Here is an 18,730-nt window from a genome sequence, read left to right as displayed (position 1 = left end):
GTCCATCTCACGTTCTCGCGGCGACGGTCTGTAGTGAGGCTTCCACAACAGCTAAGAATCCGCGCTGCTCAGAGGCTCGGCCCGCGATCGCGACCTACGGGTGAGTCCGAGTGGGTACGCCCTGGTGCGGGGTCTGGCGATCCTGTGTGCACGGGTGGAGCATGTGCCGGTGAACGCCGCACTCCGCACCACCCTCACCATGCTCGCGGTGGCGGTCGCCTACTACGCGACGGCCAGGGTGGGACTGGTCCTGGCACTGGTCAAGGGCCAGGTCACCCCGCTGTGGCTGCCGACGGGCATCTCGGTCGCGGCGCTGCTGATGTCGGGCCCCAAGATCTGGCCGGGCATCGCCCTCGGCGCGCTCACCGCCAACCTCGCGCTCGGCGCGGGCCCGTTGGGGATCGTGATCATCACCATGGGCAACACCGCCGCCCCGCTGGCCGCCTGGTACCTGCTGACGCGGTTCGGGTTCCGGCCCCAGCTCGACCGGTTGAAGGACGCGGTGCTGCTCGTCTTCGCGGCCGCGCTGGGCGCGATGCTGATCAGCGCGCTGGTCGGCACGGCGGCGTTGAAGGTCGGCGGCGACATCCCGTGGCACGACGTGCCGGCCGTGATGGCGGTGTGGTGGACCGGTGACGCGATGGGCGTGCTGGTGTTCACGCCTCTGCTGCTCACGCTGCCCCGGCAGTGGAACGCCCCGCCGCGCAAGCTCGCGGAGGCTGGCGCGCTGCTGATCGCAACCGCGAGCCTCGCGGTGTTCGTGACGATGGCGGAGCCGCGGTTGCTGTTCCTGGTCTTCCCGATGCTGATCTGGGGAGCGCTGCGGTTCCAGCACGCGATCGCTGCCCCGTGCGCGGTGATCATCTCGGTGGCCGCCGTGATGTCCGCGGCCGGCGGGCACTTCGCCACGAACGACCTGCTGACCACGATGATCGTGCTGCAGGCGTTCAACGGGTCGGTGGCGCTGACCGGGTTGATCCTCAGCGCGATCACCAGCGAGCGCAACGAGGCCAGGCAGGCCATCGAGCGCGCGTGCGAGCAGCTGGCCGAAACCGTTGCGCGCTATCAGGAAGACGGCGTGCGCAAGCGGCTCGGCAAGGTCGTGCCGCCGGGATAACGCTGCTGGGTCAACGCTGCTGCATGGCGTCCAGCACGCGGGCGAGCTCCAGCCGTGACGAGACGTGCAGCTTCGCGTAGATCCGCGACAGGTAGACCTCGATCGTCCGCGGGCTGTAGTGCAGGGCGGAGGCGATGTCGCGGTTGCGCATTCCCTGCTGCACCAGCCGTGCGACGTTCTCCTCGGCCTCGGTCAGCAGGCCCGGCGCCTTCGACCGCGCCCTGGGCACCTTGGCCCCCAACGTCCGCAGCCGGTTGCCCGCCTGGCGCCGCAACCCGTGCGCGCCGAGCCGTTGGAAGGTCGTGTAGGCCTCGACGAGCACCGGCACCTCGTCGGCGGAGACCTCCCCCAACGCGAGCTGTGCGCGGGCCTTCTCGAACTCCAGCCCACCGAGAGCGGCCTCGGACACCGCTTCCTTGAGCAGGTCCACGTCCTGCCTCGCCACCCCGGACACCCTGCGGATCGTGGTGCGCGACCACGGCGAAACCCGCGTCGCGGACACCTCGGACAGCCGGTCCAGCGCTTCCTCGGCCTCCTTCGTGCGGCCGCGTTCCAGGTCGAGTTCGATCATCCTCGCGACCAGCACGCAGGAGTAGGCGGCCTCGAGCCGTTCGCCCACGGCGTCCGCGAGCAGGTCGTAGGCCTCGGTCAGCTCTCCTCTGGCGATCAGGTACTCGGCCAGCGCGATCGCGTGCAGCTTCGAGATGTTGATCGACTGCGGCGCGGGCATCGCGGCCAGCCGTGCCGCCACGTCCAGCTCGCCGCGCCAGGTGCGGATGGACAGTTCGATCGCGTGCAGCACGCCGAGCGCCTGATCGGCCTGGGCGGCCTCGACGTCGGGCAGCCAGCGGCCGATGCCATCCAGCGCCGCGTCCCAGTGCCCGCCCAGCCAGTCCAGCGCCACCCGTGACGCGGCCCGTTCGGCGCGAAATCCGTGCGAGCCCACCTGATCGACGAGTTCCTCGGCCCGCCGCACCCGCCACGACGCGTCGTGCACCAGCCCGGCGAGAGCCGTGATCGACGCGCAGACCGAGAGCGCCTGGAGTTCGAGCATCGGCTGCCCGTCACTGCACAACAGGGCGCGGTTCGCGTACTCGACCGTCTTGTCGTGCTGGAACAACAGCGACGTCAGCATCGCCAGGTGTTCGAAGACGATCACGCCCTCTGCTGGCGAACTGATCGGCAACGCCTCAATGCGCGCGACTTCCTTCGCCGCGTCCTTGTACCGGTCGTTGTAGAGGAACAACACGGCACGCTGAGCTTCCAACGACGCCGGTACCGACCCGCGCGCGACCTCAACGTCTGCCAGTTCCATGGCTTCTGCCGTGCGCCCCACCGAGAAGAGCGACGAGATCACCGCCGTGGCAACACGCGCACGTTCCGGCCCCGCTTCCAACGACTCCAACGCCGCCAGCCCCGGCTCGATCGCCAGCGCCGGCCGAGAAGCCCGCGCCAGCACCCGGCACTGCAACGCCAGCAACTCGGCACGCTCAGGTGCGTTGCGCGGCAACAACTGCAGAGCCCGAGCACACAACGCGGCAGCCGTCTCAGGCGCCGTAGCCCGAGCCACCGAGGCCGCCTCGGCAAGCACTCCCACAGCCACCCGATCACCAGGCGCCGCGGACTCGGCCAGATGCCAGGCGAGTTGCAGAAGGTCGACAGACAACCCCTGCGCCCGATCCTCCAACAGCCGCGCCGAGATCAGCGAGTGCAGGTGACGCCGTTGCGCCGGCCCGACCTCGTGATAGAGCGCCTCCCCGACCAAAGCATGCGAGAAGCGATAACCCCGCTCGTCGTCGTGCACCACGATGTGCGCACGCAACAACTCGTCGAACGCAGCAACCACAGTCTGTTCCGGCAACGACGCAACACGCGCCAGAAGAGAAATCTGATCAAGCCGAACCCGCCGAAACACCGCCACCGCACGCGCCACCAGCCGCGTGTCGTTCTCCAGCGGCGCCACTCTCCTGAGCACCGCCTCGCGACGCGTCAACCGAATCGCGTCCGGCGACACCGCCAGCCGCGCCCGATTCCCGTCGACCGTCACCAGATCGAGCTCTCTCAACGACCGCGCGATCTCCGTGACGAAGAACGGATTCCCGTCGGATCGCTGCTGGACCTCACGCGCCAGCCCTTCGTCCACCGCCGTCTGCAACACCGACTCGACAATGCGCGCGACGTCCGCACCGGACAGCGGCGCGAGGTCGATGCGCATAACCTCGGCATGCTGCTCAACGCGATCCAACAAACCTTCAGCCCCAGGTTCGCTGATGTGCGAACGGCTAGCGGTGACCAGCACCAGCGGCGCGGCCGACACCCGCCGCAGCACCAACGTGAGCAACGCCAGGGAATCATCATCGACATGGTCGAGGTCGTCGATCAACAACGCCGCCGGACGCGTGGCCGTCAACTCGGCCAGCAACCGCACCACCCGATCACACGCACGCCCGAACCACGCCCCGGAATCCTCGGCAACCGAGATCTCCAACGCCGCCAAGGCATCCGACCGCCCCTTGTCCGCCCCCAACGACCGGATCAACGCCACCACAGCGCCATACGGGATCCGCTTGCCCAGAACATCCGACGCCGACGTCAACACGGCACAATGCCGCTCCCGCAACCGCCGCGCGATCTCCGCGAGCAACGACGTCTTCCCGATCCCCGGCTCACCACTGACCTGAACCACCACAAGCCCGGTGGCAGGCGCTTGGTCCACACACTCGAGCACAGCGCGCAGCTCCGGTTCCCGCCCCCACAACTCGGGGACAGCACGGAGCGGAGTGTCGGCGATGACGGCCTCCCGGCAACTTCAGCGGAGCTGCCCAGAGTCTTCCATGTGGGTGTCCATCCAAGCCAAGACCCGCGTTCCGTACCGGATCACTCACTCCGCGTAACAGTTTTCCCTCATACGAGGCCCAACACGTTAGCCACTGAGTGTTCCCTACTAATCCGTGGTTCCTCTCAGTGATGCCCTAAAGGGGCCCAGCCGCCGCCCGAGGAGGGTCAATGTCGATCCAAGGAACCTGCGCCCCGCAGTTCGCCGAGGTCCGCACCGAGTTCGAACGCAACTTCGCCGAACGCGGCGAGGTAGGCGCCTCCGTGCACATCACCCTCGACGGCACCCCGGTGGTAGACCTCTGGGGAGGCCAAGCCGACCCCTTGACCGGCCAGCCCTGGTCAGAAGAAACCATCGTCCACGTCTGGTCCTGCACCAAGGCCGCAACCTCCCTCTGCGCCCACATCCTCGCCTCCAGAGGCGCCCTGGACCTCAACGCCCCAGTAACCCACTACTGGCCCGAATACGGCGCCGAAGGCAAAGAAACCACCCTCGTCCGCCACCTCCTGTCCCACCAAGCAGGCCTCCCGGCAGCCACCACCTGGCTACCAGCCAACGCCTTCTACGACTGGGACCTCATCACCTCAACCCTCGCCGCCCAAAAACCCCTCTGGCAACCAGGCACCCGCCACGGCTACCACGGCCTGACCTTCGGCTTCCTGATCGGCGAGGTGATCCGCCGCACCACCGGCCTCTCACTCGGCCAGTTCTTCGAAAAGGAAGTCTCCGGCCCCCTGGCCCTGGACTTCTGGATGGGCCTCCCCGAAGACCTGGAACCCCACGTAGCCCCAACAATCCCAGTAGACCCAACCCAACCGGGCATCCTCCTCCCGTCCCTCTTCATCACCGCCATGACCCAACCCGAATCCCTCCCAGGCCTGATGCTCCTCAACAACGGCGGCTACATGGCCCCAGGCGAATCCGACTCAAGGTCCGCCCACACAGCCGAAATGGGCGCAATCGGCGGCATCAGCAACGCCCGAGGCCTAGCAGGCATGTACCGCCCCCTAGCCCTGGGCGGCACCTACAACGGCGTACGCCTGGTAGAAGAATCCCAAATCCCCCAGATGTCCATCACCGCCGTCTCCGGCCAAGACGCCGTAGTAGGCGTCCCCTCCCGCTTCTCCCTGGGCTTCCAGAAACAGGTCAACAACTCCCACCTCCCGCCAAACGACGCCGAGGGTCTGCAAATGCCAGAAGACGCCTTCGGCCACACCGGCATGGGCGGCTCCCTCGGCTTCGCCGACCCCAAAGCGCGCATCTCGTTCGGCTACACCATGAACAAGCAGGGCCCAGGCCTAGCCCTGAACTCACGCGGACAGTCCCTAGTGGACGCTCTCTACCGCTCACTCGGCTACCACCAAAGCAACGGCACCTGGTACGCCTAACGCGATGCCGCTGCCCTCACCTCCATGGCGTCTGCAAGTACTACCAACTCAAGATCATCCAGCACTTTCCTACCACCAACTCGCCGACCCCGGCCGGGTTCCAGGGCAGTTGGGTGTAGTTAGGGGCGATTCGATCAAGAGTTGGCGGTACTTGCAGACGCCAACAGCGCCATCCCCTTGGAAGCAGCCTTCTAGAACGGCTTGGTCTCCGCAGCGATCTCTCCGAGGATGTCGCTCAACGGGCGAGAAGACTGCACCGAGAGCGAAGCGGCCTGACCCGGCGGCACAGTTTCCGCAACATCCGTCCCAGCACAGGTAACCCGAGACGCCGGCAAGATCCCCGACACCAAGTACTTGTTGACCAACGCATCCACACACCCGTTGCGCCGCAACGCATAGTGCCCATGCTGCCCATCATTGGCCACACTGATCAACGGCTCATTCAGATGCTCAGCCATGACCCGCCCATTGGCCAACGGAGTCTGAGTGTCCCCATCAGAGTTGACCACGACCCCAGCCGGGTACTTCCGCGTGATCGCCGGAATCTTCTCCGGCCTCTGAAACGCCCGGAACGTACAGTTAGTAGGCGCCATGTAGTCCACCGTGCCACCGAACGGGTTCGTGTCCCGCCACCGCTTCATGTCGTTGTAGTAGGTAGTGACATCACTGAACCAGTCCCACTCACACGTAACAGCCTGGTACGTACCGGCCGAGGTCGGCTCAATGTCACCCTTCTTCAGAGCAGCGACAATCGCCGAAGCCTCCCCAGAGTCAGCAGACCCAGCCACGACCGACGCGATGTGCCGCGAGAACGCAGCCCAAGACCGCCGATACCGAGTAGCCCCAACCGCATAGTCAAACGAGCTCACATCCGCATACCCGCCATACGGACCAGCCTTCAACTTCTCCGCGATCGCATCCAACTCACCACGCACCGCAGCAGCAGTGGTCCCAAGCCCATACGTCCCATGCCGAGCCGCAGTCCACTCAGTCCACTTCTTCAAGTTGTCCGTGATCGCATCGACAACATCGACATCCTGCTCATGCCAAGTCTTCAACGGATCCAACGCGGAATCCAACACACTGCGATCCAACGACTTGGGGAACAGAGTCCCGAACACAGCCCCGAGCTGAGTCCCGTACGAGTACCCGACGTACGAGACCTTCTTCTCCCCCAACGCCCCGCGGATCACATCCATGTCCCGAGCAGTGTTCATAGTGGAGACGAACCGCCGCATCTCCCCACCACCACGCTGACAGTTGGCCTCAACCGCCCGCGCGTAGTCCGCCCAGTTCGCCAACTGCGAATCCTTAGGCCGCGTAGGAAACTCGTCATCAGACGGCGTAGAGATGCACCTCAGCTGCGTGGACCGCCCAACCCCACGAGGATCCATCCCGACAACGTCATAAATCTTCAACACCTCAGCCTGAGCGTTGAACCAGTGCACAGCCCCGAGCCCAGACCCACCCGGCCCACCGGGGTTCGTCAGCAACACCCCTCTACGCCGAGCCGGATCAGTAGCCTTCTTCCGCGAGATGGCAACTTCAAGATTCCCGTTGCCAGGATTCTTGTAGTCCATCGGCACGACAACGGTGGCGCACTCAACGCCAGTCGACGGTGTGACCCACCCAGCCGGACACTCAGCCCAGGCGACGGTCTGCCCATAGTATTCGTCCAACGGCCCGGGAGCCGCCTGAGCCGTTCCCACCAAGGACACGAACAACGGAGCGACCAAAGCCGCCGCGCCCCAACGCTTGTTCACCGCGTACCCCTCCCGATCGGTCAGCGGCTGACGCTTCCGCAGCAGCTGACCCGATCGACACCCCCGAAGGTCGGGTGAATTTCACCGCACCTCGCACACTTCGTAGGTGAGCTCCAAACCCTCAAGGACGCCCTTCGCGACCGCCTGCACGCGGTTCAACCAGCGGTAGCGGTCGTCGCCGGTCTCGAAAAGGGGCGCCGCGTACAACGGCGCGTCGAAGCCATTCGAGACGTCAACCCGTCCTGAGTAGTGCAAGAACACGTACGCGCCGTCATAAGTGCGCAACACAGACCGCACGTCCAACGTCGCGGTGCCGTCCGGCCCGATGGTCAGCCAGTCCGCGGTCGAGGTCCCGTGCATCTCCCCGCGCAACCGGTCGCCGACGAACGAACCAGACTCGACCTCGTAGATCAACCGATCACCAACGGGCGTTTTCGGGAGCAGGTAAGGCTTTCGCAGCCGGGCAGTCATCGTCCCCAACGGCACGAGCTCCATCACGCCACCGTCCCGCCGTCAACCACGAGGATCGAACCGGTGGTGTAAGCAGCAGCCGGAGAAGCCAGATACGCCACCGCGCCGGCAACTTCGCACGCCTCACCCACTCGCCCCAATGCGGTCTTGGCGACGACCGACGCGTGCAGCCGCTCATCCCCTACGATCGCGGCCGAAAAATCGGTCCGGATCACCCCCGGCGCCACGGCGTTCACCCGGATCCCAGCCGGACCGAGCTCACGAGCCAACGTCCGGGTGGCGCTGATCATCGCCGCCTTGGCCGCCGAGTACAGCCCCATGAACGGCTCCGCCTTCAGCCCGGCCGCCGACACGATGTTGATGACCGACCCACCCCCAGCACCCAGGCCGGCCGCGACCGCAGCTCGCGTCAACGACAGCGGCGCCCGCACGTTCACCGCCATGATCTTGTCGAACGCCTTCGCCGAAACGTCGATCAACGGCCCGAACGGCGGCGCCGCACCAGCGTTGTTGACCAGCACGTCGATCCGCCCGAAACGATCGACAACAGCCGACACGACACCAGGAATCTCATCTTCGTGCCCGATGTCGGCGACCAGTGGCAACGCCTCGACCTCGAACTCGCGCTCGACCGCCGCCGCGACCTCCTTGGTGGTCTCAGCAGTGCGCGCGACGACAGCAACGCTCGCCCCAGCACGAGCCAGCGCGCGCACCGACTCCAGACCGATGCCACGGGTGCCGCCGGTGACCAGTGCGACGTGTCCGACCAGCGAAAACGGGTTGCTCGACATACTGGCGAAATTATTCGACACACTGTCGAGAAAGCAACGAGCACCGCTTATCTACTGGGGAACCCCATACACGGCCCGCAGCCACACAGCAGTCAGCGTGTCGACGACTTCACGGTCGCGAGCGGCCGACTTCCGGGACAGCGACAGGCTGTAACACATCGACTCGTTCATCGAGACCAGCACAGTCGCCAGAGCCCGCGCGGTCGGCGGGCCAGACACGGCAACACCGGCCTCACGTTCGATCTCGATCTGCGTCGCCGTCGACTCGATGAACTTGCGGGCGACCCCGGACCAGAACCCGCGCACCAGCTCACTCGTGTCGCGAGCCCGAACCGCCGCGCGCAGGACGGGACCGTGCGCCCGCCACAACGAGACGGTCCCCGCGATCGCCCGCCGGATCGAGTCCGCCGGCGGTTCACTGCCGCGCCGCAACCACAGCGCCGCGGAGTCGTAGAGGCTGTCCGCGACCCGTTCGGACAACGCGAGGAGCACCGCCTCGCGCGACTCGAAGTGGAAGTAGAAGGTGGACCGGGAGATTCCGGCGCCGGAGGTCAGCTCGTCGACGGCGATGTCGTCCAGCGCCCTCGTCTCCAGCAGCTGCTCCGCGGTGTCGAGAATGGCCTGCGACGTCAGGTCACCCTTGCTCCGCTTGCGCCGCGAGCCGGCTCGGTTCATGGCGGACATCATTGTTGATCGATGCGTCTCCAACAACAGAAGGCGTACCGGGAGTCGATGAGGTAGGAAGAAGTATGGATCCGGTCAAGGCGTTGAAGCAGGTGGCATTCCACCTCGAGCGGGCGGGCGAGCCGACCTACCGCGTCCAGGCGTTCCGCAACGCGGCCGCCGTTCTCGCCGATCTGGACCCCGCTGACGTGGAGAAGCGCGCTGAGCTCGGCACGCTCACCGACCTGAAAGGCGTCGGGAAGTCCACCGCGGGCGTGGTCCAGGACGCGCTCGCGAACCGGGAACCCGCCTATCTCGCGAAGCTCCGGCACGTCGACATCACCGGCGGCGAGGAGATGCGCGCGAAGCTCAAGGGCGACTGCCACGTCCACTCCGACTGGTCCGACGGCGGCAGCCCGATCAGGGACATGGCAGAGGCGGCTCGCGATCTCGGCCACGAGTTCATGGTGCTGACCGACCACTCGCCGCGCCTGACCGTCGCGAATGGACTGACCAGGGAACGTCTGGAGAAGCAGCTCGAGGTCGTCGCGGAACTGAACGTGGACCTGGCACCGTTCCTGATCCTCACCGGCATCGAGGTCGACATCCTCGACGACGGCTCGCTCGACCAGGACGAGGACCTGCTGGCACGGCTGGACGTCGTGGTCGCGAGCGTCCACTCGAAACTGAAGATGCCCAGGGCCGACATGACCAAACGGATGCTGAACGCGGTCGCGAACCCGCACGTCGACATCCTCGGTCACTGCACGGGACGCCTGGTCGTGGGCAAGGGCCGGCCGGAGTCGCAGTTCGACGCGGAACGGGTCTTCGAGGCCTGCGCCGAGCACGGCACCGCGGTGGAGATCAACTCACGGCCCGAGCGGCTCGATCCGCCGCGCCGGCTGCTCAACCTCGCCGTCGACGCGGGCTGCACGTTCTCGATCGACAGCGACGCGCACGCGCCCGGTCAGCTGGACTGGCTGAACTACGGCTGCGCGCGGGCGGAGGAGTGCGGCGTCACGCCGGACCTCGTGATCAACACGAGGTCCGCATCTCAGCTGCTGTCCGGGTGAGGTGCTCGTACCAGGAGACCAGGGGCCCGGTGTCGGCCAGCGCGCGGGTCAGGGCGACCCGGCACAGGTCCCGGACGGGCTCGGGGTCCCACGAGGACACCAGCTCGTCCATCGACGGCCCCAGGGCGCCCAGCGCGTACCGTTCCAGCCCGGCGCAGATCGGCACGACGGTCCCGTCCGCCTTGACCACCAGCGGATCCACCCGCACGAACGCCGCCGGATCCGCCCGCAGCAGGGCGGCGGACGTGACGTCGAACTGGACTTCGATCGCGTCGTCCTCAGCGACCCGGTTCAGTTCGACGGCCGCGTAGACCAGATCGATCCGATCCACGCCGTACGGCCGCACCCGCACCTTGCGCGCGCCCTCGCCCACCGCCTCGGCTGCCATACCCCGAAGCAATGGCACGGTGTCCGGCACGAGGTCGATCAACACCGTCGCCCGGTGCCCGTTGGCAGCGCATTCCCCCACCTCGTCCAGCCCGACCACGAGCTCGGCGCCCGGCACGGCCGTGAGCCAGCGAGGATCGTGGACCTCGACTCCCATACTCGGTAGGAGCGTCCATTCGGCTGACAAATACCTCCGTACCGCTCACCGGTCCATTTGGAATTTCCATCTGGCTGTATCACGGCGACCGGCGCTTCCATCAGAGTGCAAACGACCTGTCGCCCACGCCCGCCGGCGGGGGCGAATGGGCCGATCAGGGGACTTGCCGTCACACCATCGGGAATGCCGGAAACGGGTGCTGACGCGCGGACGACGTCATAGTTGGAGGGGAGGCAGCATGCGCCGCCAGTTCATCGTGCCCGCGGAGTCATGCGCCAGGAGTGCCGCAGAGGCGCGCCGCACAGTGCTGCGCGACCTTCACGACGGTGTCGGCCCATCACTCGCCGCGGTCGCACTCGGGCTGCGGTCGGCACGGCAGCTGCTCACCTCCGACCCCACCGGCGCGGCCAGGCTGCTCGCGCTGCTCGAGGACGAGATGCACTCCGCGATCGGCGACATCAAGGCGCTGGTCGCGAACGAGAGCCCGTCCTCGGTGACGAAGCTCGGGCTGGTCGGCGCGGTCGAGCAGTTCGTGGCCGCCCTGCGGTCCAGGCTGCACGTCGCGATCGACGTCGTGGTGCTCGGCGAGATCCCGCCGCTGCCCGACGCGGTGAGCGTGGCGGCGTACCGGATCGTCCGCGAGGCACTGACGAACGTCGTGACGCACGCCGACGCGCGCACGTGCCAGGTCCGGCTGTGGTTCGACGTGGAGCTGCACGCCGAGGTCGTCGACGACGGTGTCGGAACCGCCGAGGTGTCGCACGGCGTCGGGCTCGCGTCGATGCGGCAACGTGCCAGCGAGCTCGGCGGGAACTGCCGGGTGGAATCCGGCCGCGACGGCGGCACCAGGCTCGCCGCGGCGATACCCCTCAGATGAAAGCGCGGTCATGACCTTGCGCGCACTCGTCGTGGACGACCACCCGCTCTTCCGCCGCGGCGTCATGGCGGCCCTGACCGACAGCGGCATCGACGTGGTCGGCGAAGCTTCCGGTGGCACGGCGGCGATCGAACTGGCCGAACGGCTGCAACCGGACGTGATCGTGATGGACCTCAACATGCCGGACCTGGGCGGGATCGAGGCGACGCGCCGGATCGTGGCCGCACGGCCGTCCGCTCACGTGCTCGTGCTGACCATGTTCGAGGACGACGAGTCGGTGTTCGCCGCCATGCGTTCCGGGGCGCGGGGCTATCTGGTGAAGTCCTCGCGGCCTCAACAGATCGTGGACGCCGTGCGCGCGGTCGGCGAGGGTGAGGCGATCTTCAGCCCTGCCGTCGCCACGCGGTTGCTCGACTTCTTCGCCACGGCACCACGTCCGAGCACGCTCCCGGAGCTGACCGGGCGCGAACGCGAGGTCGCTCGTCTCATGGCGGCGGGCAAGGGCAACGCCGTGATCGCCAAAGAATTGTTCCTGAGCACCAAAACCGTGCGCAACCACGTGTCCAACATCCTTCGCAAGTTGCAGGTCGCAGATCGCTCGCAGGCGATGAACCTGTTCCGGGACAGTTCGGGATAACTGCCCCTGCCAGCCGGGACATCCCGCGCAGGATGATTGCTGTGATGCCTTTTTTTGGGCCGACGTCAGAAGGGGAGCTGATGAACGCCGAACCCGTAACCGTTGTCCTGCACGCCGCCGACTCGATCACCCGCGCGGGCGTGATCGTCGCGTTGCGCTCACGTCCGGAGATCCGGCTCGTCGAACCGGAGACCGCGGAGAGCTGCGTCGCACTCGTCGTCGCCGAACGCCTCGACGAGAACGTCCTGCAACTGCTGAGAAAGCTGCAGTGCCAGCCCAATCCCGGCATCGTCCTCGTCACGGGCGACGTGGCCGACTCCGAACTGCTCGACGTCGTCGGCAGTGGTGTGTCCGCCGTGCTGCGCCGCGCCGAGGCCACCCCGGACACGCTGGTCCGGCTGATCCGCGCCGCCCACGTCGGCGAGGGCTCGTTGCCAGCCGACCTGCTCGGACGACTGCTCGGCCGGGTGTCCCAGCTGCAGCGCAACGTGTTGCGCCCCAACGGGCTCAACCTCGCCGGCATGTCCAGCCGGGAGACCGAGGTGCTGCGGATGATCGCCGACGGCCTGGAGACCAGGGAGATCGCGGAGCGGCTGTGCTACTCGCAGCGGACGGTGAAGTCGATCCTGCACGACATCACCAACCGCTTCCAGCTGCGCAACCGCGCCCACGCCGTGGCCTTCGCGCTGCGTGAGGGCCTGATCTAGGGCGAAGGCCTGATCTGAGGTCATTCCGCCCGCCCGTTGAGGACGACCGAGGGCGTGCAAGCGCCCTTCGGTTGCGGGTTCTGGCAGCTCACCCGCAACACGATCTTCTCGCCGGGCTGGAACCGCAGCGGTTCCTGGAAGTGCTCGTCGCGGTCCCGGAAGTTCCCGAGCCCGATGACCCTGATCACGCTGCGGGTCCCGCCCGCGTCCCGGATGAGCTGGGCGGTGCCCGTGTCGCCCTTGGCGTTCTCGAAGAAGATGTCCTTGAACAGCAGCGTCTTCTTGTCGTCCGGCGGCGTGAAGGTCACCTCGGTGAACGCACCGGCGTTCGCGACGATCGGTGAGGTGGCGTCGATCCGGAACGTCACCGGATCGCCCTTCTCGGCGGGCTTGGGCAACGTCGGTGTCGAGCTGGTGTCGCCCGGCTTGATGCCCAGTGCGTCCAGGGCCTGACCGGCGTTGGCGGCCGCCTGCTTCGACTCGTCCTTGGCCGCACCGGCCGCGCTGGCCGCCTCGTCGGCCTTCTCCTTGATCTCCTTGCTCTCCTGCTGCATCGCCTCGCGGGCCGCCGACTTCACCGCGGGCGCCAGCACCGAGAACCACAGCGCCACCAGGGCTCCCGCGAGCAACAGGAGCGCGATCAGGGCCGGCAGCAACCACCTCGGCAGCAGCTGGCGCTGGACCATGCTGCCCTGGGCGACGAGCGGCTCGCCCTGTTCCGGGGTGATCTCGACCTGGAACGGGTGCCGCTTCGGCTCACCCCGCAGGAACGTCTTGCGCGGCCTGGCCTGCAGCCGCACGAACGTGGTGGTGCCCGGCGGCAGCGAGATCTCGGTGCGGTCCAGCCGGAAGTCGAGCTCGTCCTCGGGATCGACGGCTCGCAGCCGCAACATCGCGGGCGCGTTGCCCACGTTGTCGACGGCGACCTCGTACTTGGCCTTCCTGGCGCCCTCCGCCTTGGCCGGCACCAGTTCCGCGGCCACGTCGGTGAAGGCGCCCACCACCACGACGCCCTCTTCGACGACTGAGCCGTGCGGATCCTCGCGTGAGATGACCCGCACGCCGAACGGGACCGGGCCCGCGTGGACGCTCGCGTCGCGGGGTGGCGCGAACCGGATGAGCACGGGCGCGGACTCACCGGGGTTGAGGTTGACCGCGGCGGGTTCGGCCTGGCTCCACGACGTGGCATCGCCGACGACGTCGATCGTGAACTGGTCCACCAGCTCGCCCGCGTTGCGCACCATCACCTGGCAGGTGACGTCCCCGCCCGGTGCGACCGCGAGGTCCGAAGTGGACAGTGTCGCTGTTGCTCCCATGACTTGAAGTCTCCTTCTTCTGCTCTGCGGTCGCAGTGGCGGTTCAGGCGTGACCGGGTGCGCTCATCACTGCCCGTAGGTGCAGTTGAGGTGCGGTTCAGCCGCGCTCGACGAAGTTCGACGGCTGCGAGGTGTTCGGCAGCGCGAGGAAGTCACCCGACTTCACCTCGCCGAACCGCGTGCCCTCGACCGTGATCGCCTGCGCCTGCCGGACGCCCTCGGTGTCGTTGTGGAAGACGAGCATCTGCGTGGTGAACGTGCCGTCGGCGGTGGTGATCTCCCCCGGTGTCTCGGAGATGCCGATCGTCCAGCCGAGCCGGATCTTCGCTCCCGGCGGGAAGTCCTTGCCCTGCAGCGAGACCACCCCGCCGAGCGGCCCTGCCTGCTGGTCGGCGGTCAGCGTGGGCTGCTTGATCACGATCTGGGTGGATGCCACGTTGTCCAGCGAGTTCTCGTCCGGTCCGGTCGCGATCACGACGCCGACCAGCTCCCGGTCGACGGCCTGGGTGGCGGGGATCGTGAACTTGACCTCGGCCTGACCGTCGGGCCCGAGCGTGCCGACCGGGCAGTCCGGCTGGCAGCCGAACGCGGAGGCGACCACCCGCACGTCGGTCAGCGTCGAGCCGGAACTGTTGAGCAGCTTGAAGGTCACGCTCACGTCGTCACCACCGACGAACGCCGGCCGCGGGCCCGCCGACAGCGCGAGCGAGAGGGATCCGGTTCGTTCCAGGACTTTCACGGTGACGCGGGACGTGATCGTGCCGACCGCGGCCGTCACCACGTGCTCTCCCGCCGTGACACCGGTGGCCTCGCCGCTCACGACTTTCCGTTCTCCTGGGGCGATCGGGCCGAGGTTGGTGCTGGCCGGTCCGCCCTGCAGTCCGGGCGGCGTCGTCACGGTGAGCGCGGCGGGTGCGGGCGCGAAGCCGGAGTTCGTGACGGCGACCTCGATCGTCGTCCTGCCGTTGAACGGGATCTCGGCGGGGGTCGCGGTGGTGGTCACGGCGAGCCTGGGCAGTCGTCGCACGGCGGGCTGGCTCGCGTTGCGGGTCAGCAGCCGCGGGGTGCCGTTCTGGACGGCGACGGTCCACAGGTCCGGTGGCGCCTCGCTGTCGGAGGACTGGAACACCAGCCTGGTCCCGTCGGGCAGCCAGGCGGCGTCTCTCGGACGGACGATGGTGCCGACGTCCTCCACGATCACGCGAAGGCCCGTGCCGTCCGCGTTGACCGTGCAGATCCGCTCGTCCTGGGTGAACGCCAGGCTCTTGCCGTCCGGGGACCACGCCGGGAACTCGTCGTCGCGGCCGCCGCACGGGTCGTCGAAGCGTGACGACAGGTCGACCTGGTTGGTGCCGTCCGGTGACACCAGCCAGATCTGGGAGCCCTCGGGATTCTGCGCGGTGATGGTGATGACGGCGGTGTCGGTGCCGGTGTTGCCCTGGGCGTCGGTCGCGGTGCAGGTCACCGTCGTGATGCCGATCGGGAACCTGGTGCCGGACGGCGGCGTGCAGACCGGGGTGAGCGGCTGGCCCTGGCTGGTGGTCGCGCTCGCCTGGTAGGTGACGGTCGCGCCGGTGCCGTCCTGCGCCTGCGTGGTCACGTTGTCGATGCGCACCACCGGTTCGACGAGGTCGGCGACGCGGACGGTGACGGTCTGGGTGTGGCCGGGGCGTGCCTGGGGCTCGTTGTTGAGGCGGAACTCGATGGTGCAGCGCAAAGTGCTTCCGGGCGTGGCGGTCGCGGCCACGCTGAACTTCTCGGCGAACTTCACGTCCTCACCGCTCGGTCCGGTGGCCGGGCCCGGCGGGGTGAGTTCGACGGTGAGCCCGGTGTCGCACTTCGGCACCGGGGTGACCGTGATGTCGAGGTCCTTGATGCCGTCGAGGATCGCCGTCCGGATCTGCTCGGACCCGTTCTTGACGTACTTCTGCAGCGATCCCTTGGGATCCACGATGATCTGGCTGATCTGGCCGCGCGAGTTGAGGCCGACCTCCGCGCCACCGCTGTCGACGCCGACCACGCGGACGTTGGCGCGCTTCAGTTCGGTGATGGCGTTGGCGACGGTGTCGTTGCCGGTCACCAGTCCTTCCTCGGTCGGCTCGTCGCCGATGATCACGAAGACCTTGCTGGCGTCCGGGCGGAACTCGAACGCGCGGGTGGAGGACTCGATCAGCGCGTTCGCCCAGACCTCCCTGGAGGTGAGGTCGGTGACCAGGTCGATGTCCTTGACGGCCTTCACCGCCTCGTCGACGCTGCCGGTCAGCGGGATGTCGACGGTGAACACCTTGCCCTTGTTCTCCGCGCCGGCGTAGGTGGCGACGCCGAACCTCGTCTCCGGCTGCTGCGTCTTGACCTCGCCGATGATGCTTCCGAGCTGTTCCTGGACGCCCACCAGTTCGTCGCGCATCGAGCCGCTGATGTCGATCAGCAGCACCACGTCCGGCTTCGGCGGGACACGCGGTGTGTGCACGACCTGCTCGAGGTCGAACGTGCTGCCCTTCCTGGCCGGGCGGTCGGTCTCGGGCTGGGTGATCTGCGGCGGTGGCGGGGTCTTGTTGCTGGAGCGGCGGGTGATGGCGATGGTCTTGCCGTCCGGTGACCAGTCCGGCTGGGTGTCCTCGGCGGTGAGGTGGTCCGGGATCGGGATCCCGCCCGTCTTGACGCCGTCCGCCGAGCGGTAGATCTCGATGAACGGGCGTTCGCCGTCGCCGTTCGGGATCCAGGTGACGAGCGCGATCATCGTGCCGTCCGGGGACCACGCCGGTTCCGTCTGGGTGAGCGTCTCGTTGTTGAGCCGCTTGGGGTTCGTGCCGTCGGCGTTGGCGATCACGACGCGGCCGCCGTCGACGTAGGCGAGCTTGGTGCCGTCGAGCGAGAACGCCGGGTCGTACTGCTCCTGGCGCGGGCTGTTCGTCAGGTTGGTGCGCGCGTTTCCGGAGCTGTCGACGGTGAAGAGGTCGTTGTCACTGGTGAAGCCGATGGTGAACGGCTCTGGTTGCGGCTGGGCGAGGGACACCGGGTTTGGCGCCGCCAGCAATGCCACCAGCAGCAACGGAAGTGCGCGCACGGTCATTTCACCTGCTTCTCGAACAGTTCGATCTCGCTGATCACGGTGTCGGTGCTGTCGGCGGACGGGTAGACGCCCGCGATGAGCACCTGGACCTGTTTGACGCCGTCACCGTTCTTGATGGAGTGCTGTTGCTCGTCCGGCTTGTCGGTGAGCGTGATGTCGTGGGTCTTGCCGGTGTCGAAGACCAGCGTCAGGCGCTGCGGCCGCTGGGAACCCAGGTACTTCTTGGGGTCGCCGCTGTGCACGATCATCCGGCGCAGGTCCGTGACGCGGTCGAACTGGATGGTCAGCGCCGCGGTCTTCGAATCGGTCTGGGCGGCCCAGAAGGTGGCGGTGTTGTTGTCCATGGCGAGCTCCGCCGGATGGTCGGGGAGTTCCCGCCCGGCCGAGATCGAGCTCTGCCGCACCGGCACCCAGTCCTCGAGGAAGATGCCGGCGACCGTGTCCTTCGCCTCGACCACTCGGGTGTTGACGTTGGTGCGGAACGGTTGCGAGAACCCGTACAGGCCACCGAACAACAGCACCGCGATCGCCAGCATCCACCGGAACGCCATGCCGATCCCCTGGCGGATCTTGGCCGCTCTACTGGTGCGGCGCGGACGACTGCCGTGTTCCCTGACCTTCGGGCCTTTGGCAGGCAGCCAGCGCTTCCACCACGGCTGCTTCTGCGTGATCGCGTCCTGCAGCGAGTGGCCGCAGACGTTGCAGAAGTTCCTGGTGGGCACGTTGCCGGACCCGCACTGGCCGCAGATCAGGTCACCGGGCTGCGGCTGGCGTCTCGCAGTCTGTTGTGGACGGTGGTGCGGCTGCTGCTGCGGCGCGGCGTCCGGGCGCACTGGCCCGGCCTGCACCTGCGCCCCGGTCCACTTCAGGAAGTCGCCGCAGTTGCCGCAGAACTCGGCGTTGGGCGCGTTGTGCTCCCCGCAGGTCTGACAGACGATCATGTGGTCACCTCGATGGTCGTGGCGACGTGGGCCGGCACCATCCGGCGCACCGCCGCGGTGATCCGCGCCCGGTCCACCGCTTCCGGGTCAGCCACCCGAATCCGGATCAGCACGTGCGCGGGCGAACTGCCCGGCATCGGCCCGTCCGGACGCGAGGACGTGGAGATCCCGCCGCTGTCCGCGATGTCGACCCGGCCGCCGGTGAGCAGCCAGACGTGTTCCGCCAGCCCCCGCCTGGTGCCGCGGAACCGGTGCAGCCGCACGGCGCGTGCCACCAGCTCGCGGCGCTGGCCCGCGGACCAGCTCTCGTCCAGGTCGAGCGCCACCCAGCCGGCCAGCCAGTCGACGAAGTCCGCGGGCGCGAGCCGCGGGTCGAGGTAGGCGGCGAAGCTGTCCAGCACGGTGAAGATCGGGGCCAGCACGCCGTCCAGGGCCTGGGTGAAGCGCTGGGCGAAGTCGTCGTCGGTGTAGACGGCGGGCATGCGCTCGCCAAGGGGGTGCGGGGAGATGAGGTCGTCAACCGCGGTGCGCAT

Annotated in this window: 16 protein-coding genes; 6 read left to right on the top strand and 10 right to left on the bottom strand. The window is 67.6% G+C overall.

Annotation, left to right across the window (positions count from 1 at the left end):
- Window positions 1–169: 169 nt before the first annotated feature.
- Window positions 170–1,117, top strand: coding sequence for an MASE1 domain-containing protein (locus tag ACWGE0_RS24650; RefSeq protein ID WP_452263254.1), 948 nt, complete (start codon window positions 170–172; stop codon window positions 1,115–1,117).
- 10 nt (window positions 1,118–1,127) lie between these two features.
- Here ACWGE0_RS24650 and ACWGE0_RS24645 read toward each other — a convergent pair whose 3' ends face one another.
- On the bottom strand, window positions 1,128–3,875 hold the full coding sequence (locus ACWGE0_RS24645) for a helix-turn-helix transcriptional regulator (protein ID WP_452263253.1): 2,748 nt from the start codon (window positions 3,873–3,875) through the stop codon (window positions 1,128–1,130).
- A gap of 248 nt (window positions 3,876–4,123) precedes the next feature.
- Between ACWGE0_RS24645 and ACWGE0_RS24640 the strand changes: the two genes are divergently transcribed.
- Window positions 4,124–5,341, top strand: a complete 1,218-nt coding sequence (locus ACWGE0_RS24640; protein WP_452263252.1) for a serine hydrolase domain-containing protein — start codon at window positions 4,124–4,126, stop codon at window positions 5,339–5,341.
- A gap of 191 nt (window positions 5,342–5,532) precedes the next feature.
- On the opposite strand, the gene ACWGE0_RS24635 is transcribed toward ACWGE0_RS24640, so the two are convergent.
- The 4 genes from ACWGE0_RS24635 to ACWGE0_RS24620 all read right to left on the bottom strand — a co-directional run bounded on the left by ACWGE0_RS24635 (window position 5,533) and on the right by ACWGE0_RS24620 (window position 9,041).
- Window positions 5,533–6,921: an alpha/beta fold hydrolase gene (locus ACWGE0_RS24635; RefSeq protein ID WP_452263251.1), complete on the bottom strand. Its 1,389-nt coding sequence runs from the start codon at window positions 6,919–6,921 to the stop codon at window positions 5,533–5,535.
- Window positions 6,922–7,185: 264 nt separating this feature from the next.
- Complete coding sequence (locus ACWGE0_RS24630; RefSeq protein WP_452263250.1) at window positions 7,186–7,599, bottom strand: DUF3237 domain-containing protein; 414 nt, start codon at window positions 7,597–7,599, stop codon at window positions 7,186–7,188.
- A complete protein-coding gene (locus ACWGE0_RS24625) occupies window positions 7,599–8,366 on the bottom strand; it encodes an SDR family NAD(P)-dependent oxidoreductase (protein ID WP_452263249.1) in 768 nt (255 codons plus the stop codon). The genes ACWGE0_RS24630 and ACWGE0_RS24625 overlap by 1 nt, the downstream gene beginning before the upstream one ends.
- Window positions 8,367–8,417: 51 nt before the next feature.
- Window positions 8,418–9,041 (bottom strand): TetR/AcrR family transcriptional regulator, encoded by a 624-nt coding sequence (locus ACWGE0_RS24620; protein ID WP_452263248.1) that lies wholly within the window; start codon window positions 9,039–9,041, stop codon window positions 8,418–8,420.
- A gap of 74 nt (window positions 9,042–9,115) precedes the next feature.
- Between ACWGE0_RS24620 and ACWGE0_RS24615 the strand changes: the two genes are divergently transcribed.
- On the top strand, window positions 9,116–10,102 hold the full coding sequence (locus ACWGE0_RS24615) for a PHP domain-containing protein (protein WP_452263247.1): 987 nt from the start codon (window positions 9,116–9,118) through the stop codon (window positions 10,100–10,102).
- On the opposite strand, the gene ACWGE0_RS24610 is transcribed toward ACWGE0_RS24615, so the two are convergent.
- Window positions 10,065–10,646 carry a hypothetical protein gene (locus tag ACWGE0_RS24610; RefSeq protein WP_452263246.1) on the bottom strand — a complete coding sequence of 194 codons (582 nt, stop codon included), beginning with the start codon at window positions 10,644–10,646 and terminating at the stop codon, window positions 10,065–10,067. The genes ACWGE0_RS24615 and ACWGE0_RS24610 overlap by 38 nt on opposite strands.
- A gap of 238 nt (window positions 10,647–10,884) precedes the next feature.
- Between ACWGE0_RS24610 and ACWGE0_RS24605 the strand changes: the two genes are divergently transcribed.
- The 3 genes from ACWGE0_RS24605 (at window position 10,885) to ACWGE0_RS24595 (ending at window position 12,867) form a co-directional block, all read left to right on the top strand.
- Window positions 10,885–11,523 carry a sensor histidine kinase gene (locus ACWGE0_RS24605; RefSeq protein WP_452263245.1) on the top strand — a complete coding sequence of 213 codons (639 nt, stop codon included), beginning with the start codon at window positions 10,885–10,887 and terminating at the stop codon, window positions 11,521–11,523.
- A gap of 10 nt (window positions 11,524–11,533) precedes the next feature.
- Window positions 11,534–12,160, top strand: coding sequence for a response regulator (locus ACWGE0_RS24600; protein ID WP_452263244.1), 627 nt, complete (start codon window positions 11,534–11,536; stop codon window positions 12,158–12,160).
- An 80-nt stretch (window positions 12,161–12,240) separates the two neighbouring features.
- Window positions 12,241–12,867 carry a response regulator transcription factor gene (locus tag ACWGE0_RS24595; protein ID WP_452263243.1) on the top strand — a complete coding sequence of 209 codons (627 nt, stop codon included), beginning with the start codon at window positions 12,241–12,243 and terminating at the stop codon, window positions 12,865–12,867.
- A gap of 20 nt (window positions 12,868–12,887) precedes the next feature.
- On the opposite strand, the gene ACWGE0_RS24590 is transcribed toward ACWGE0_RS24595, so the two are convergent.
- The 4 genes from ACWGE0_RS24590 to ACWGE0_RS24575 form a co-directional block, all read right to left on the bottom strand.
- The gene (locus ACWGE0_RS24590; RefSeq protein ID WP_452263242.1) at window positions 12,888–14,183 is read right to left on the bottom strand and encodes a COG1470 family protein; all 1,296 of its coding nucleotides are present in this window, start codon (window positions 14,181–14,183) and stop codon (window positions 12,888–12,890) included.
- A gap of 97 nt (window positions 14,184–14,280) precedes the next feature.
- Window positions 14,281–17,256 carry a VWA domain-containing protein gene (locus tag ACWGE0_RS24585; RefSeq protein ID WP_452263241.1) on the bottom strand — a complete coding sequence of 992 codons (2,976 nt, stop codon included), beginning with the start codon at window positions 17,254–17,256 and terminating at the stop codon, window positions 14,281–14,283.
- Window positions 17,253–18,197: an NADase-type glycan-binding domain-containing protein gene (locus ACWGE0_RS24580; RefSeq protein ID WP_452263240.1), complete on the bottom strand. Its 945-nt coding sequence runs from the start codon at window positions 18,195–18,197 to the stop codon at window positions 17,253–17,255. The genes ACWGE0_RS24585 and ACWGE0_RS24580 overlap by 4 nt, the downstream gene beginning before the upstream one ends.
- Entirely contained in the window at window positions 18,194–18,730 is a 537-nt protein-coding gene (locus ACWGE0_RS24575) for a phage tail protein (RefSeq protein WP_452263239.1), read from the bottom strand. The genes ACWGE0_RS24580 and ACWGE0_RS24575 overlap by 4 nt, the downstream gene beginning before the upstream one ends.

It is taken from the genome of Lentzea sp. NPDC054927 (genome assembly GCF_053610285.1).
Note: the sequence above shows the minus strand (reverse complement) of the source record. Positions and strands in the feature narration are given on the sequence as shown.

What these genes read in the sequence shown, in the direction of transcription:
- ACWGE0_RS24640 (WP_452263252.1), top strand. Translation starts at nt 4,124, where the DNA reads ATGTCGATCCAAGGAACCTGCGCCCCGCAGTTCGCCGAGGTCCGCACC.
- ACWGE0_RS24635 (WP_452263251.1), bottom strand. Translation starts at nt 6,921, where the DNA reads ATGGACTACAAGAATCCTGGCAACGGGAATCTTGAAGTTGCCATCTCG.
- ACWGE0_RS24630 (WP_452263250.1), bottom strand. Translation starts at nt 7,599, where the DNA reads ATGGAGCTCGTGCCGTTGGGGACGATGACTGCCCGGCTGCGAAAGCCT.
- ACWGE0_RS24625 (WP_452263249.1), bottom strand. Translation starts at nt 8,366, where the DNA reads ATGTCGAGCAACCCGTTTTCGCTGGTCGGACACGTCGCACTGGTCACC.
- ACWGE0_RS24620 (WP_452263248.1), bottom strand. Translation starts at nt 9,041, where the DNA reads ATGAACCGAGCCGGCTCGCGGCGCAAGCGGAGCAAGGGTGACCTGACG.
- ACWGE0_RS24615 (WP_452263247.1), top strand. Translation starts at nt 9,116, where the DNA reads ATGGATCCGGTCAAGGCGTTGAAGCAGGTGGCATTCCACCTCGAGCGG.
- ACWGE0_RS24610 (WP_452263246.1), bottom strand. Translation starts at nt 10,646, where the DNA reads ATGGGAGTCGAGGTCCACGATCCTCGCTGGCTCACGGCCGTGCCGGGC.
- ACWGE0_RS24605 (WP_452263245.1), top strand. Translation starts at nt 10,885, where the DNA reads ATGCGCCGCCAGTTCATCGTGCCCGCGGAGTCATGCGCCAGGAGTGCC.
- ACWGE0_RS24600 (WP_452263244.1), top strand. Translation starts at nt 11,534, where the DNA reads ATGACCTTGCGCGCACTCGTCGTGGACGACCACCCGCTCTTCCGCCGC.
- ACWGE0_RS24595 (WP_452263243.1), top strand. Translation starts at nt 12,241, where the DNA reads ATGAACGCCGAACCCGTAACCGTTGTCCTGCACGCCGCCGACTCGATC.
- ACWGE0_RS24590 (WP_452263242.1), bottom strand. Translation starts at nt 14,183, where the DNA reads ATGGGAGCAACAGCGACACTGTCCACTTCGGACCTCGCGGTCGCACCG.
- ACWGE0_RS24585 (WP_452263241.1), bottom strand. Translation starts at nt 17,256, where the DNA reads ATGACCGTGCGCGCACTTCCGTTGCTGCTGGTGGCATTGCTGGCGGCG.
- ACWGE0_RS24580 (WP_452263240.1), bottom strand. Translation starts at nt 18,197, where the DNA reads ATGATCGTCTGTCAGACCTGCGGGGAGCACAACGCGCCCAACGCCGAG.
- ACWGE0_RS24575 (WP_452263239.1), bottom strand. Translation starts at nt 18,730, where the DNA reads ATGCGCACCGCGGTTGACGACCTCATCTCCCCGCACCCCCTTGGCGAG.